Genomic DNA, 15,727 nt, shown 5'->3' on the forward strand with positions numbered 1-15,727 from the left:
CATAATAGTACAAACTTAGATTTTAGGGGGGAATGGCATGCCTAAATCCACTTTTAAATGGGTTGTTGGTGCTACTGTGAGCGCTGTTTTACTAACAGGGTGTGGCTTTATAAATCAGGAGAAAGCAACGGAACAAATTGATCCGCCAAAACAAGTTACGTATACAGAGGGTGGAAAGAAAGAAGTAGCTAAGAAAGATAAGCAAGGACAAACGGTGAATAGAGAACTATACCTTGTTGATAAAAATGGTTATGTTGTACCGCAAACGTTAGCTATACCTACTCCGAAAGCAAATGGGGTCATTCAGCAAACGTTAGAGTACCTTGTGAAAGATGGACCGGTAACGAATTTATTACCGAATGGGTTCCGTGCAGTCATTCCAGCGAATACATCGATGACACTAGATTTGAAAAAAGATGGGACGGCAGTCATTGATTTCTCTAAAGAAATGAAAAACTATGCAAAAGAGGAAGAGCGTCAGATGGTTGAGTCAATAGCCTGGACGTTGACGCAATTTAAAGAAATAAAACAAGTGCAGTTCCAAATAAATGGTGAGAAATTGGCAAAGATGCCTGTTGGTGGTACACCGATTGGTGAAGGGGTGAGCCGTGCTAATGGTATCAACTTCGATGATGAACAAGTAGCGGATGTAACAAATACAAAACCGGTTACACTTTATTTTATGGCACAAAATAATAATAAGCAGCAATACTACGTACCAGTAACACGCCGCGTTGTAGAAGGAAAAGAAAATGATTATGCAGCAATTATAGATGAACTTGTAAAAGGACCGATTCATCAATCGCTTCTGAATGATTTTAATCCAGGAGTTAAGTTGATTACGAATCCGAAGTTACAAGATGGAAATCTTACATTAAACTTTAATGAAAATATATTTATAAACCCAGATAAAAATATGGTTTCAAATTACGTATTGAAGTCGTTAGTTTTATCTTTAACAGAAAAGAAAGGCGTGAAAAGTGTTTCTATTGAAGTAAATGGTAAAGCGAATCTTATAGATGAAAAGGGCGGAAAGTTAATAAAACCTGTCGATCGTCCAGAAAACGTGAATACAGGTAGTTTTTAATCTTCAATAATTTGATATACTTAAGTAAGAAAGGGGAATTGCTTTTTGGGTTCCTCTTCTTTTATTGTATACATATCATACATTTAAATTTGGCTATACTAACAAGTAGTTATGAGGAGGTTATTTTTATGCGAGTAGATGGTAGAGAGAAAACAGAATTACGCCATATACATATTCATACGAATTATTTAAAACATCCAGAGGGATCAGTATTAATTGAGGTTGGGGATACAAAGGTAATTTGCTCAGCGACAATTGAAGAGCGTGTCCCACCGTTTATGCGTGGAGAAGGAAAGGGCTGGGTAACAGCTGAATATGCGATGATTCCACGTGCAACAGAACAACGTACAATTAGGGAATCAAGTAAAGGGAAAGTAACAGGACGTACAATGGAAATCCAGCGCTTAATTGGACGATCATTACGTGCGGTAGTTGACTTAGAAGCACTTGGTGAGAGAACGGTTTGGATTGATTGTGATGTTATTCAAGCGGATGGTGGAACGAGAACTGCTTCTATTACAGGTGCATATGTAGCAATGGTATTAGCGTTTGAGAAGTTATTACAAGCAGAAAAAGTATCTAAAATTCCAGTAAAAGATTATTTAGCAGCAACGTCAGTAGGAATTGTTGAAGAGCAAGGTGTTGTTTTAGATTTAAACTACGCAGAAGATTCTAAAGCAGACGTTGATATGAACGTAATTATGACTGGGAAAGGTCAGTTTGTTGAAGTGCAAGGAACTGGAGAAGAGTCGACGTTTAGCAGAGCGCAGTTAAATGAATTACTTGATGCTGCGGAACAAGGCATCTTCCAACTGATTGACATGCAAAAAGAAGCGCTAGGTGACATCGTATCTCATATAGAGTAGAGGTGGAAAGTATGAAACAAGTTGTTGTAGCGACAAAAAATATGGGGAAAGTACGTGAATTTGCTGAGTTATTTGAGCGATTTGATTTAGAAGTAAAATCATTACACGATTTTCCTCATTTTGAAGAAGTCGAAGAAACTGGTGAAACATTTGAAGAAAATGCGATTTTAAAAGCGGACAGTTTGAGTAGACAGCTGAATGCAATCGTAATTGCAGATGATTCAGGTCTTATTGTAGATGCTTTAAATGGAAAACCAGGCGTGTATTCAGCTCGTTTTGCAGGAGAGCCGAAAGATGATCAAGCGAATATTGATAAAGTGTTACAAGAATTAAATGACGTAGCGTTTGATAAGCGTACAGCTCGTTTCTACTGTGCATTAGCAGTGGCTTTCCCTGAAGGTGATAAAAAGCCTGTCATCGTAAACGGGACGTGCGAAGGGTATATTTTAGAGCAGCGCCGCGGGGAAAACGGCTTTGGATATGATCCGATTTTTTATGTGGAAGAATATAAAAGAGCGATGGCGGAACTAAGTTCAGATGAGAAAAATGCCATTAGTCACCGTGGACGTGCTCTTCGTAAGCTAGAAGAAAAAATCCCTGAATGGTTTTTAGGAGAATAAGGGAGAGAGATTGATGAAAGCTTTAATCGTAAGCGATAGTCATAGCTCCGTGAAGGAATTACAGCAGTTGAAAGCGAAATATGAAGAAAAAGTAGATGTTATGATTCATTGCGGTGATTCAGAGCTAACGCCTGCTCATGAAGAGCTGCAAGGTTTCCATGTTGTAAAAGGGAACTGTGATTATGCTAACTTTCAAGATGAAATTGTAACTGATGTAGATGGCATTCGTTTCGTAGTTGTGCACGGACATCGTCATAACGTGAAAATGACATTACAAACATTAGCGTACCATGCAGAAGAGGTAGGGGCGCAAGTTGCATGCTTCGGACACTCTCACGTATTAGGTGCAGAATTAATGGATGGCGTTTTATTTATTAATCCAGGCAGTATTTTATTGCCACGCCAGCGTGTAGAAAAGACATTTGCTTTATTAGAAATGGATGAAAATCAAATGGAAGTTCGTTTTGAAACATTAGACGGACAACTAGTTGAACAAGCAGTTTTTAAAAGAGGATAAGAAAAATTATCCTCTTTTAAAAAAGGTGTTGACTTTATGTATGGTTATACATATAATAAATATTGTCGATAGGGCAACAGCGCTAACGAAGAAAAATAAAATAACATATGCGGGTGTAGTTTAGTGGTAAAACAAGAGCCTTCCAAGCTCTGGTCGAGAGTTCGATTCTCTTCACCCGCTCCATGTCCCAGTAGCTCAGCCGGATAGAGCATACGCCTTCTAAGCGTACGGTCGGGAGTTCGAATCTCTCCTGGGACGCTAAAAAAACCTTGTTATCTTTTGATAACAAGGTTTTTTGTTTGTTTAAAAATTGATGTATGTGCAAGAGGTGTAAAAAATATAAAGTAACATATGATAATTAATATATACAACAGATTAAAGTGCATTAAGAAAAGAGCGCTATTTATGCGCCCTATTTCTCTTGTTTAATTTAAAGAATCAATAGGCTTATGATGAAACTTAAATCCATATCTATATTATCCCAATTGTTCACTTAGAATGTTATAAAACTTTTTACCATTCTAGTAAGATTGAGCACCGTTATCGGAACTTATCCCCGACAGTGTGTTACAATTAATAGAAGCGGAAAACGAGAATCTCCAATTGACTGGACGTGTGATTGGTTGGACAGTTTAAGAAGGTTGTATAAAAAAGGGAGATGGCGCAAAGATGGCGAGATCAAATGAGAATGATTTAACGGAGAAATTGGCAGAAGGTCACCGGAAATATGGTGATGGCAACTTTACAGTACAGAACATCGGTGATGAAACTAACCCAGATTGGACTGTCGTAAAAAATGTGAGGAAGGGATCGGCAGGCATTCGTGAAGGAGAAGATATATTAAGACTGCGATCAAAATATATAAAATAGTACGGAAATGAGCGGGCCGAGAGTTCGAACCTCTCCTGGGACGCTAAGAAAACCTTGTTATCTTTTGATAACAAGGTTTTTTGTTTGTTTTAAATTAATTATTAATAAACTTCTCAAAGACAAAACCATAATCTTTCACGTTATATTGTTTCTTCGTATCAACGAGCCAGTTAAAGGCGATCTCGTTCATTTCTTTAAATTGTTCTGCTAAATTTACTTGTGCGTTTGAAATACGGCTGAAAGCGTTAGATGCCATATCTAGACTTTTATGTGCATACTGCAATGTAATATCGTTGTCGTATGAAATTTCTTCTATTTTAAGTAAAGCCTTATATAAATCTTTTAATTCTTCAATATGTTTTTTATGAACATCAATTGAATAATGCTCATCTCCCATTTGAAACTTAATTTCTACATCTAAATCAATTGTTCCCGCAGTTTCAAGTGCTACATTTTTAATTTGATATTTACTATAGCTAAAGCGGCGTAGTGTACGTTTTTTACTTGTTGCGCTTGTACCATCTAGGTGGATTAATCCTTTGTTTGTGAAACAATATTCATCTGATTTTGATTTGATTAGAAAATAAATTTTCTCCCCATCTTCATGCATCACGTAATCATCAGCATCAACTTTATCGTAATCTTTCGGTGTAATGACAGAACCTACATCGCTTAGCCCTAATACATCTGCAGCCATTTTTTTAAACATACATAATCCCCCTTGTAAATTAAATTCTTAATTGTATAAAAATATATTAACATGATTTTCATCGGTTGTTTTCTTGTAATACGAAAATATATGAAGGTAAGTTAAGAAAAGTAACGAATAATTATTTCAAACCTAAGTTATTTAGTAAATCTATCAGTTTAAGAGTGGATTCTCCGAAAAATAATCAAGAGAAAAAAGTTAATTTTGCAAGTAATTATAGAGAAATTCCGTGAAAACCTCTCAAGTAATATGAGGTTTTTTTCTATCCATTTTGAAATCTTACAATTCTGTAAGGTAACTGTAAGGAAGTTCGATGGTAACAAATTGCTAATCCTCTATAATGAAGGTAACAACGATAAAACGAGGAGGAAGAAATGATGAAAGGGTTAATCGTAACGGGTTTAACAGTTGCTTTTGGATTTGTAGCATATGAGAAATTAACGTATGTAGTTGATGTTGTAAAACATTTAATCGCTTAGTAAAAAAACTGCCATGAGAGGGAAAGGGAATGAGTGAATGAATGGAATGGTTATTTGGAATTATAGGTACTTGTAGTGTAGTGTTATTGTTCTTTGTCCCGAGTGGTATACTTAGTTCGACAACGAGTTTGTTCTTCTTAAGTTTGTTTGCTTGTACGATGCTTATTATTATGTTTTTAATGAAGCGAAGTAAACCAATCTTCTATTTTAGCATGATTGTTATGGCAATTATTGTTCTCCAAATTATTACCCTTGTTATATACCCCACTATTATAAAAGCTTTCCATTAATGATGAATCCTCTGCTTTAATTGCTGAGGATTTTTATTTGCACATTTTTAATTTTTAGTAAGGATTTGTTTATATTGAAATATAAAAATTAAATATTTCTATATTTCAAACAAAGGGTTTTGAGATGTTGTGTTCTTATTACTCATTTGATATATTTACTTTAAAGATAATTAAAATCTAGAAAAAGAGGCGGACGTATGGATAAAAAAGAAAATACGGTCGTATTGTTTCCACAACTATCAGAGCGATATATTGATGAAGGTTTTTTAGCACTGAAAGAGCGGAAATTCGAAGATGCATTGCGCTGCTTTGAAATATTACGTCAGTATAATGCAGAAACGGAACAAACGGAACTCGCTTCTGTTATTTGTTTGTTAGAATTAAAACATATGGAAGAAGCGAAAGACAAATGTGAACAGTTACTTGAAACAGGAGCTGTATTATTTGGTGATATTCTTGAAACATATGTGACGATTTTAGTTCAAACAAATGATTATGAAGGTGTCATTGAAATCGTTGAAAAGGTTTTGCAAACGAAAGATGTAATGCCTGAGCAAAAGGAAAAATTAGCACAGCTCGCTTTATTTGCAGAAGGTATGTTAAGTGAAGTAGATACGTCACTAGTCGATTCGAATTTTGAATTGGATGAGTTTACTAATGAAATGTTTGGAGAAAACTTTGGGCAAAAGCTAAGAGCGATTCAGCAACTTTCGTTAAAAGACTTGGATCTTGCATTACCTATTTTAAAGAAATTTTTAATAGACGAAAAACAGCACCCTTATTTGAAAACTTCTATTTTATATAAAATGATAGAAAATCAAATAGAAGAAGAGATAGAGGTAGAAAAGTTTGGAAATACGATCAAGGTGATTCCAGCATTTACAGGTCATAATGAGGAGCAATCCAATAACATTATACATACATTATCAAGCCGATTAGAGCAAAATTATCCCGATATATTTGATGCGATGGTTACATATTGGAAAGAATTGCGAATTAGCGTTTTCCCATTCGCTCTATTAATGGATAAAGTGGAGATTTGGGCTGCTGTTTTAGAGAGAATTGGAAGAAAGCGTTTCGGATTGACTATTGATGAAGAAGAGCTTATGACAGCGTATAATATTGAATTAGAAGAGTTTCATATTGCCTATCAATGGTTATTACGTGTTGAAAGAGAAGGATATTTGCCCGTATAATTATGAAAAAGAATCGTTCGGTTCTTGAAACGAGCATATTCTATGTTATAATGTAAGGGTTGCAAAAGGCAGAAATCTGCCTGTTTGTAAGAGAAGAGAAGTGTAATTCTCTTACTTAATATGTTTCATATTATTCTCGAACAAAATATACCGTAGTTGTCTTTTAGGCAATTAGTAGATTGGAACTTTATATCTGAAAGCTTTTGCTAGAGGATTATTTGTACTTTTGTTATTTCAAAAAAGAGATAATGAAGATTTTAATCTATAGAGGTATGTGCATACATTATTATAGTTGGAGGGAAAGAATAAATGGCTGCAAAATGGGAAAAATTAGAAGGTAACGTAGGCGTTTTAACAATCGAAGTTGATGCTAAAGAAGTAAACAACTCTATCGACGCTGCGTTCAAAAAAGTAGTACAAACAATTAACGTACCAGGTTTCCGTAAAGGGAAAATGCCTCGTCCGTTATTCGAACAACGCTTTGGTATCGAATCTTTATACCAAGATGCTTTAGATATCATCTTACCAAAAGCATACGGTGAAGCGATCGATGAAGCTGGTATCTTCCCAGTTGATCATCCTGAAATCAACATCGAGAAGTTCGAAAAAAATGCTAACCTTATCTTCACTGCAAAAGTTACAGTGAAACCTGAAGTTAAATTAGGTGAGTACAAAGGTTTAGCAGTAGAAAAAGTTGAAACAACTGTAACTGACGAAGATGTAGAGAACGAATTAAAATCTTTACAAGAGCGTCAAGCTGAACTAGTTGTTAAAGAAGAAGGAACTGTTGAAAACGGTGATACAGCTGTAATCGACTTCGAAGGTTTCGTTGATGGCGAAGCATTTGAAGGCGGAAAAGGCGAAAACTATTCTCTTGCAATCGGTTCTGGTACTTTCATCCCTGGTTTCGAAGAGCAAGTAATTGGTCTTAAATCTGGTGATTCTAAAGAAGTTGAAGTATCATTCCCAGAAGAGTACCACGCTGCTGAATTAGCTGGTAAACCAGCTACATTCAAAGTAACAATTCACGAAATCAAAACAAAAGAACTTCCTGAGTTAAACGACGAGTTCGCTAAAGAAGCTGACGAAGAAGTTGCAACTCTTGATGAATTAAAAACAAAACTTCGCACAAACTTAGAAGAAGGCAAAAAGCACGAAGCTGAGCACAAAGTACGTGACGAAGTAGTAGAATTAGCTGCTGCTAACGCTGAAATCGAGATTCCAGAAGCTATGATCGACACTGAGTTAGATCGTATGGTTCGTGAATTCGAGCAACGTTTAAGCCAACAAGGTATGAACCTTGAGCTTTACTACCAATTCACAGGTACTGACGCTGACAAGTTAAAAGAGCAAATGAAAGAAGACGCTCAAAAACGCGTAAGAATCAATCTTGTTCTTGAAGCTATCATTGAAGCTGAAAACATCGAAGTTACTGAAGAAGAAGTAACTGCAGAAGTTGAAAAAATGGCTGAAATGTACGGTATGCCAGTAGACGCTATCAAGCAAGCTCTTGGAAGCGTAGACGCTTTATCTGAAGATCTTAAAGTGCGTAAAGCTGTAGACTTCTTAGTAGACAACGCTGCATAATAAAATAACAAGGCGCGATTTTAATCGTGCCTTGTTTTATAAATATAGAAATATATTTATAAAACTTTTCGATGAAGAAGGAAAACTTCCTTTACAAGTCGAATATACATATTTCAAAAGTTTTAAAATTTTTTTATTTGTACATAACTAGTCATATTATTTGTATTTCTCGCCACGTAGTGACATAATATGTATTTACATACGATACATTTATCGTGTACATACGAAGGCAAGAGGTTAGCACTTTGTAAGGGGTGTGAAAATATGTTTAAATTTAATGATGAAAAAGGTCAATTAAAATGTTCTTTCTGTGGTAAAACACAAACGCAAGTTCGAAAGTTAGTTGCAGGTCCAGGTGTTTACATTTGTGACGAGTGTATCGAACTTTGTACTGAAATTGTACAAGAGGAGCTTGCGAAGGACGAAGAAGTAGAATTCAAAGATGTACCGAAACCGGTAGAAATTCGTGAAATCTTAGATGAGTATGTCATCGGACAAGATAACGCGAAAAAAGCACTAGCGGTAGCGGTATATAACCATTACAAACGCATTAATTCTAACAGTAAAATTGATGATGTAGAATTAGCGAAGAGTAATATTTCACTTATTGGGCCAACTGGTAGTGGTAAAACATTATTGGCACAAACATTAGCGCGTATTTTAAATGTTCCATTTGCAATCGCGGACGCAACATCTTTAACAGAAGCTGGTTATGTAGGGGAAGATGTAGAAAACATCTTACTAAAATTAATCCAAGCAGCTGATTATGATGTAGAGAAAGCGGAAAAAGGAATCATTTATATTGATGAGATTGATAAAGTGGCACGTAAGTCCGAAAATCCATCAATTACACGTGATGTATCTGGTGAAGGTGTACAGCAGGCACTTCTGAAAATTTTAGAAGGTACTGTAGCGAGCGTTCCACCTCAAGGTGGTCGTAAGCATCCGCATCAAGAGTTCATTCAAATTGATACAACGAACATCCTATTCATTTGTGGTGGAGCGTTTGATGGCATTGAGCCAATTATTAAACGTCGCCTTGGTGAGAAAGTAATTGGATTTGGTGCTGAGAAGAAAAATGCTGATGTAAATGAGAAGCATGTTTTATCTCACGTTTTACCAGAGGATCTTTTAAGATTCGGTTTAATTCCGGAGTTTATCGGTCGTCTTCCAGTTATTGCGAACCTAGAGCCGCTTGATGAAGATGCTCTTGTAGATATTTTAACGAAACCGAAAAATGCACTTGTTAAGCAATTCCAAAAATTATTGGAGCTTGACGATGTTGAGTTAGAGTTTGAAGAAGGTGCACTAGTTGAGATTGCGAAAAAAGCAATTGAACGTAAAACAGGTGCTCGTGGACTTCGTTCTATTATTGAAGGCTTAATGCTTGATGTAATGTTCGAACTTCCATCTCGCAAAGATATCGAGAAGTGTATTCTGACGAAAGAAACAGTAGCTGATAATGAACCGCCGAAATTGGTATTACAAGACGGTACTGTACTTGATACAAAAACATCTGCATAGTGCGAAGAAGAAACAGCAATTTTTATAATTGCTGTTTTTCTTTATGTTTAGCTATGTTCCTCCGCGGAAATACTAAATGATAAAACATTGCGGGAGGAAATAAATTATGAGCTGGACAAATATATTTTTACTTGTTCAACTTGTTTTTGGTGTAATTGTCGGATTGTATTTTTGGCATTTACTTCGAAATCAGCGAACACAAAAAGTTTCAATTGATCGAGAATCGAAAAAAGAATTAGAACAGCTTCGTAAAATGCGTGAGATTTCTTTAACAGAGCCGCTTGCGGAAAAGGTACGCCCTACATCCTTTTTAGATATTGTAGGGCAAGAGGACGGGATTAAGTCGTTAAAAGCGGCTCTTTGTGGTCCGAATCCGCAACATGTAATTATATATGGTCCGCCAGGTATCGGGAAGACAGCGGCAGCACGTCTTGTATTGGAAGAAGCGAAACGCAATCCGAAATCTCCATTTCGTACGAATGCAACATTTATCGAACTTGATGCGACGACAGCAAGATTTGATGAACGTGGTATTGCAGACCCATTAATTGGTTCAGTCCATGATCCGATTTATCAAGGGGCAGGTGCAATGGGGCAAGCTGGTATCCCACAGCCGAAAAAAGGGGCTGTAACAGATGCGCATGGTGGTATTTTGTTCATTGATGAGATTGGCGAATTACATCCAATTCAAATGAACAAAATGTTAAAGGTGTTAGAAGATCGGAAAGTATTTTTGGAAAGTGCGTACTATAGTGAAGAAAATTCGATGATTCCAACGTATATACATGATATTTTTCAAAAAGGTTTGCCAGCCGATTTTCGCTTAGTTGGGGCGACGACACGTTCGCCAGAGGAGATTCCTCCTGCTATTCGGTCACGCTGTTTAGAAGTGTTTTTCCGTGAGTTAGATACAGAAGAGATTCAAAAAGTAGCGAAGAATGCAGCTGATAAAGTGGAAATGCAAATGGGTGAAAATGGTATTGAAATGATAGGGATGTATGCAAGAAATGGACGAGAAGCGATTAACCTTGTACAAATTTCTGCTGGTATGGCAATAAATGAAGAACGTGCTTTCATTAAAGATGAAGATATAGAGTGGGTTGTTCACTCTAGTCAACTTACACCGAAATATGAAAAACGTATTTATCCTATTCCGAGAATCGGTCTTGTAAATGGACTTGCTGTATACGGACCAAATACAGGCGCGTTATTAGAAATTGAAGTAACAGCAATCAAGGCGAAAGATAAAGGGTCGGTAAATGTTACCGGGATTGTGGAAGAGGAAAGTATTGGTAGTCAAACGAAATCCATTCGCCGTAAAAGTATGGCGAAAGGTTCTGTAGATAATGTATTAACAGTACTTCGTTCTCTAGATGTGTTGCCAGAAGGGTACGATATACATATTAATTTTCCAGGTGGTATCCCAATTGATGGGCCTTCGGCAGGTATTGCTATGGCAACAGGTGTATATTCAGCAGTGCATCGTACGTATGTGAGTAATGAAGTAGCGATGACCGGTGAGATAAGTATACACGGGGAAGTGAAACCTATTGGTGGTGTGTACGCAAAAATAAAAGCCGCGAAAAAAGCAGGTGCTAAGAAAGTCATCATTCCTGCTGAAAACATGCAACCGTTTTTGTATACAATAAAAGGAATTGAAATCATTCCTGTTCGTAAGTTAAAAGAAGTATTTGAGCTAACATTTATGCAGGAAAATATGCATCGAGACCTTGATATACATACTACTGTAGACGAAACAGATGCACAATCAATGTGAGAATGAACGATAATAAAATTTGCCAGACTTCGTTTAAGTTTGTATGCTTAAGCGGAGTCTTTTTTCCTTTTAAAAGGGAGAAAAAACGAGGGATTTACAATTGCGGAAAATCTCTGCAATTGCATCTAGATGTATTGTAATATAAAATAGTTGAACAGGAGTTTAATTTATTATGGAGGTGCTATGTCTAGTATGAATACGAATGAAAGAATCGTACCCCTCCTACCATTAAGAGGCGTTCTCGTATATCCAACGATGGTTCTGCATCTTGATGTAGGACGTGATAAATCGATACAAGCACTAGAGCAGGCGGCAATGGATGAAAATATCATCTTTTTAGCGATGCAAAAAGAAATGAATATCGATGATCCGAAAGAAGATGACATATATAGTGTAGGTACAGTGGCGAAAGTGAAGCAAATGTTAAAATTGCCGAACGGTACGCTTCGTGTCCTTGTAGAGGGTTTACATAGAGCTGAAGTAGTAGAGTTTATCGAAGAAGAGAATGTAGTGCAGGTTTCTATCAAAACGGTAACTGAAGAAGTGGAAGATGATCTAGAAGAGAAAGCTCTTATGCGTACATTACTGGAGCATTTCGAACAATATATTAAAGTTTCGAAAAAAGTTTCAAATGAAACATTTGCAACGGTAGCTGATGTAGAAGAGCCAGGAAGATTAGCTGATTTAATTGCTTCTCACTTGCCGATTAAAACGAAGCAGAAACAAGAAATCTTAGAGATTGTATCTGTGAAGGAACGATTACATACACTTATTTCAATTATTCAAGATGAACAAGAGTTACTTAGTTTAGAAAAGAAAATTGGACAAAAAGTGAAACGTTCAATGGAGCGCACGCAAAAAGAGTATTTCTTACGTGAGCAAATGAAGGCGATTCAAACTGAACTTGGTGATAAAGAAGGTAAGGGCGGGGAAGTTGAAGAGCTTCGTGAGAAAATTGAACAATCAGGAATGCCTGAAGAAACAATGAAGGCTGCACTGAAAGAATTAGACCGTTATGAAAAGTTACCAGCAAGTTCTGCGGAGAGCGGTGTTATTCGTAATTATATGGATTGGTTATTAGCACTTCCGTGGACAGAAGCGACAGAAGATATGATTGATCTTGCTCATTCTGAAGAAATTTTGAACAAAGATCATTACGGGCTTGAGAAAGTGAAAGAGCGCGTACTTGAATATTTAGCTGTGCAGAAGTTAACGAATTCATTAAAAGGACCTATCCTTTGCTTAGTAGGACCTCCTGGGGTCGGGAAAACATCGTTAGCGCGTTCGATTGCAACATCATTAAATCGTAATTTTGTCCGTGTATCCCTTGGTGGTGTACGTGATGAATCTGAAATCCGTGGTCACCGTCGTACGTATGTTGGAGCGATGCCAGGACGCATTATTCAAGGTATGAAAAAGGCGAAAACAGTTAATCCAGTCTTTTTATTAGATGAGATTGATAAAATGTCTAACGACTTCCGTGGAGATCCATCAGCAGCATTACTTGAAGTGTTAGACCCAGAACAAAACCATAACTTCAGTGATCATTACATTGAAGAACCGTATGATCTATCGAAAGTTATGTTTGTAGCAACTGCGAATACACTTTCAAGTGTTCCAGGTCCGTTGCTTGACCGTATGGAAATTATTTCGATTGCTGGCTATACAGAACTTGAAAAAGTTCACATTGCCCGTGAACATTTATTGCCGAAACAATTAAAAGAGCATGGCTTACGAAAAGGTAATTTACAAGTACGTGATGAAGCACTTCTTGAAATTATTCGTTATTATACACGTGAGGCCGGTGTTCGTACGCTAGAGCGTCAAATCGCAAAAGTTTGTCGTAAAGCAGCGAAAATTATCGTTACAGCAGAACGCAAGCGTATTGTAGTAACAGAGAAAAACATTGTTGATTTACTTGGTAAGCACATATTCCGTTATGGGCAAGCTGAAAAAACAGACCAAGTTGGTATGGCAACAGGATTAGCGTATACAGCAGCAGGCGGTGATACACTTGCGATTGAAGTGTCTGTAGCGCCAGGTAAAGGGAAATTAATTTTAACAGGGAAACTTGGGGATGTTATGAAAGAATCCGCACAAGCAGCGTTTAGCTATATTCGTTCTCGTGCAGAAGAGCTTCAGATTGATCCGAATTTCCATGAGAAAAATGATATTCATATTCATGTTCCAGAAGGAGCAGTTCCAAAAGATGGACCGTCAGCAGGTATTACGATGGCAACGGCACTTATTTCTGCACTAACAGGTATTCCTGTAAGTAAAGAAGTGGGGATGACAGGTGAAATTACACTTCGTGGTCGTGTATTACCAATTGGTGGTTTAAAAGAAAAAACATTAAGTGCTCACCGCGCAGGCTTAACAAAAATTATTTTGCCGGCAGAAAACGAGAAAGATTTAGATGATATTCCAGAAAGCGTAAAAGAAAACCTTACGTTTGTGCTTGCATCTCATTTAGATGAAGTATTGGAGCACGCATTAGTAGGAGTGAAACAATGAAAGTAACAAAAGCAGATATTGTAATTAGTGCTGTTAAACCAGAACAATATCCAGACAGTGATTTACCAGAAATTGCATTAGCAGGTCGTTCAAATGTCGGGAAGTCTTCCTTTATTAATAAAATTTTAAATCGTAAAAAGTTAGTACGTATTTCTTCTAAACCAGGAAAAACGCAAACGTTGAACTTTTTCTTAATCAATGAGATGATGCATTTTGTTGACGTTCCAGGTTATGGCTATGCGAAAGTATCTAAAACAGAGCGCGCAGCATGGGGCAAGATGATTGAGACTTACTTTACAACACGTGAGCAATTAGACGCAGCTGTATTAGTAGTTGATTTACGTCACCAACCAACAAATGATGACGTGATGATGTATGATTTCTTAAAGCATTATGAAATCCCAACAATTATCATTGCGACGAAAGCCGATAAAATTCCGAAAGGGAAATGGCAAAAGCATTTAAAAGTTGTAAAAGAAACGCTTGCTGTTGAAATTGGCGATGAAATCGTTCTATTCTCTTCTGAAACAGGACTTGGAAAAGAAGAAGCGTGGAAGGCAATTCATAGAATGACAAAAACAAAAAACGCGTGACGAATGTCGCGCGTTTTTTTTATTTACTAAATTTTTTATCGTACGTTTAATATAACCTCAATATTACCTCTTGTTGCTTTCGAATAAGGACATACACCGTGAGCGGCTTCTACAAGTTCTTGTGCTTCGTCATGAGAGACGCCAGCAACATGTACATCAAGTACAGCAGATAGGCCGAAACCACCATCTGTATCTTTTCCGATAGAAACGTGAGCAGTTACTTCTGTACTTTCTACTTTCACACGTTTTGTACGAATGACAAGCTGTAATGCACTATCAAAACAAGCGGCATAACCAGCAGCAAATAGTTGTTCTGGATTCGTTGCCTCTCCGCCTGCACCACCTAGTGCTTTCGGCATTTTTACATCAAGATTTAATATGCCATCATCTGAAATTACTTTTCCGTTTCTTCCACCTGTAGCAGTTACTGAAGCAGTATATAATTTATCCATGTTTATTCCCCTTTTCTATCATTAATTGTTTTCATTGTTTCAATTAGTTTATTTAATTGAATTAATAAAGAACGATATTCTTGTTCTGTAATTCCTAAATTTGTTGCCATTGTTGTCGGCAATGAACAAGCCTTTTCTTTTAAATCTTTACCTTGTTCTGTTAATTTAATACAAACTTTGCGCTCATCTTCTTTGGAACGAACGCGTTTTACAAGTTTTAATGATTCCATTCGTTTTAACATAGGTGTTAACGTACCGGAATCTAAAAATAGACGTTCTCCAATTTCTTTTACTGTTAGTCCATCTTGCTCCCATAGTACGAGTAAAGTAATGTACTGAGGATACGTAATACCCATCTCTTCTAAATATGGTCGATAAAAGCGGGTAACTTCTTTAGAACAGGCGTAAATAGAAAAACAAAGTTGGTTATCTAGATGTAAAGAATTCTCTGTCATACATAACTCCCTTCTAATTGAGTTGTGCACAATTTAATTTTGTAAAATCAATATAACGAAAAAGAAATACAATGTCAAATACATTGTATTGAGAAAGTTTGTGCTACGATTTGGAACAATCATACATATTTTCCTGCATGATGAAAGAAGATAGGAAAGATGATGTTATAATTCATATGGAATAGTTTCCA

The 15,727-nt window shown here is 36.7% G+C and carries 15 protein-coding genes and 2 tRNA genes; 14 read left to right on the top strand and 3 right to left on the bottom strand.

Annotated features, from left to right (window positions below; all coding sequences use genetic code 11):
* Nucleotides 1-37: 37 nt before the first annotated feature.
* The 7 genes from gerM to DN394_RS00755 all read left to right on the top strand — a co-directional run bounded on the left by gerM (nt 38) and on the right by DN394_RS00755 (nt 3,960).
* A complete protein-coding gene (gene gerM / locus DN394_RS00725) occupies nt 38-1,087 on the top strand; it encodes a spore germination protein GerM (RefSeq protein WP_046956270.1) in 1,050 nt (349 codons plus the stop codon).
* Nucleotides 1,088-1,215: 128 nt separating this feature from the next.
* Nucleotides 1,216-1,953: a ribonuclease PH gene (gene rph, locus DN394_RS00730; RefSeq protein ID WP_098092683.1), complete on the top strand. Its 738-nt coding sequence runs from the start codon at nt 1,216-1,218 to the stop codon at nt 1,951-1,953.
* Between the two features lie 11 nt (nt 1,954-1,964).
* Nucleotides 1,965-2,573, top strand: a complete 609-nt coding sequence (locus tag DN394_RS00735; RefSeq protein ID WP_141542908.1) for an XTP/dITP diphosphatase — start codon at nt 1,965-1,967, stop codon at nt 2,571-2,573.
* Nucleotides 2,574-2,586: 13 nt separating this feature from the next.
* Nucleotides 2,587-3,090 carry a metallophosphoesterase gene (locus tag DN394_RS00740; RefSeq protein ID WP_149293540.1) on the top strand — a complete coding sequence of 168 codons (504 nt, stop codon included), beginning with the start codon at nt 2,587-2,589 and terminating at the stop codon, nt 3,088-3,090.
* A gap of 109 nt (nt 3,091-3,199) precedes the next feature.
* Nucleotides 3,200-3,273 (top strand) — tRNA-Gly (locus tag DN394_RS00745).
* A gap of 1 nt (nt 3,274) precedes the next feature.
* Nucleotides 3,275-3,348 (top strand) — tRNA-Arg (locus tag DN394_RS00750).
* A gap of 411 nt (nt 3,349-3,759) precedes the next feature.
* Nucleotides 3,760-3,960, top strand: coding sequence for a hypothetical protein (locus DN394_RS00755; RefSeq protein ID WP_000124458.1), 201 nt, complete (start codon nt 3,760-3,762; stop codon nt 3,958-3,960).
* A gap of 94 nt (nt 3,961-4,054) precedes the next feature.
* Here DN394_RS00755 and DN394_RS00760 read toward each other — a convergent pair whose 3' ends face one another.
* A complete protein-coding gene (locus tag DN394_RS00760; protein WP_000473869.1) occupies nt 4,055-4,669 on the bottom strand; it encodes a PH domain-containing protein in 615 nt (204 codons plus the stop codon).
* A gap of 520 nt (nt 4,670-5,189) precedes the next feature.
* On the opposite strand from DN394_RS00760, the gene DN394_RS00765 reads away from it, so the two are divergent.
* The 7 genes from DN394_RS00765 (at nt 5,190) to ysxC (ending at nt 14,629) form a co-directional block, all read left to right on the top strand.
* Nucleotides 5,190-5,438, top strand: a complete 249-nt coding sequence (locus tag DN394_RS00765) for a hypothetical protein (protein ID WP_001983650.1) — start codon at nt 5,190-5,192, stop codon at nt 5,436-5,438.
* A 197-nt stretch (nt 5,439-5,635) separates the two neighbouring features.
* Nucleotides 5,636-6,634: a hypothetical protein gene (locus DN394_RS00770; RefSeq protein ID WP_046956273.1), complete on the top strand. Its 999-nt coding sequence runs from the start codon at nt 5,636-5,638 to the stop codon at nt 6,632-6,634.
* 309 nt (nt 6,635-6,943) lie between these two features.
* Nucleotides 6,944-8,221: a trigger factor gene (gene tig, locus DN394_RS00775; protein WP_000729261.1), complete on the top strand. Its 1,278-nt coding sequence runs from the start codon at nt 6,944-6,946 to the stop codon at nt 8,219-8,221.
* 264 nt (nt 8,222-8,485) lie between these two features.
* Nucleotides 8,486-9,745: an ATP-dependent protease ATP-binding subunit ClpX gene (clpX, locus tag DN394_RS00780; protein ID WP_000472285.1), complete on the top strand. Its 1,260-nt coding sequence runs from the start codon at nt 8,486-8,488 to the stop codon at nt 9,743-9,745.
* Nucleotides 9,746-9,851: 106 nt separating this feature from the next.
* On the top strand, nt 9,852-11,522 hold the full coding sequence (lonB, locus tag DN394_RS00785) for an ATP-dependent protease LonB (RefSeq protein WP_141550953.1): 1,671 nt from the start codon (nt 9,852-9,854) through the stop codon (nt 11,520-11,522).
* Nucleotides 11,523-11,705: 183 nt separating this feature from the next.
* The gene (lon, locus tag DN394_RS00790) at nt 11,706-14,036 is read left to right on the top strand and encodes an endopeptidase La (protein ID WP_000097312.1); all 2,331 of its coding nucleotides are present in this window, start codon (nt 11,706-11,708) and stop codon (nt 14,034-14,036) included.
* On the top strand, nt 14,033-14,629 hold the full coding sequence (ysxC, locus tag DN394_RS00795; RefSeq protein ID WP_000869124.1) for a ribosome biogenesis GTP-binding protein YsxC: 597 nt from the start codon (nt 14,033-14,035) through the stop codon (nt 14,627-14,629). Before lon ends, ysxC begins: the two co-directional genes overlap by 4 nt.
* Before the next feature lie 35 nt (nt 14,630-14,664).
* On the opposite strand, the gene DN394_RS00800 is transcribed toward ysxC, so the two are convergent.
* Complete coding sequence (locus tag DN394_RS00800) at nt 14,665-15,081, bottom strand: organic hydroperoxide resistance protein (RefSeq protein WP_046956275.1); 417 nt, start codon at nt 15,079-15,081, stop codon at nt 14,665-14,667.
* A 2-nt stretch (nt 15,082-15,083) separates the two neighbouring features.
* Nucleotides 15,084-15,536 carry a MarR family winged helix-turn-helix transcriptional regulator gene (locus DN394_RS00805; protein ID WP_000138543.1) on the bottom strand — a complete coding sequence of 151 codons (453 nt, stop codon included), beginning with the start codon at nt 15,534-15,536 and terminating at the stop codon, nt 15,084-15,086.
* Between the last annotated feature and the right edge of the window lie 191 nt (nt 15,537-15,727).

The organism is Bacillus sp. BB081, assembly GCF_008368895.1.
Taxonomy (GTDB): domain Bacteria; phylum Bacillota; class Bacilli; order Bacillales; family Bacillaceae_G; genus Bacillus_A; species Bacillus_A wiedmannii.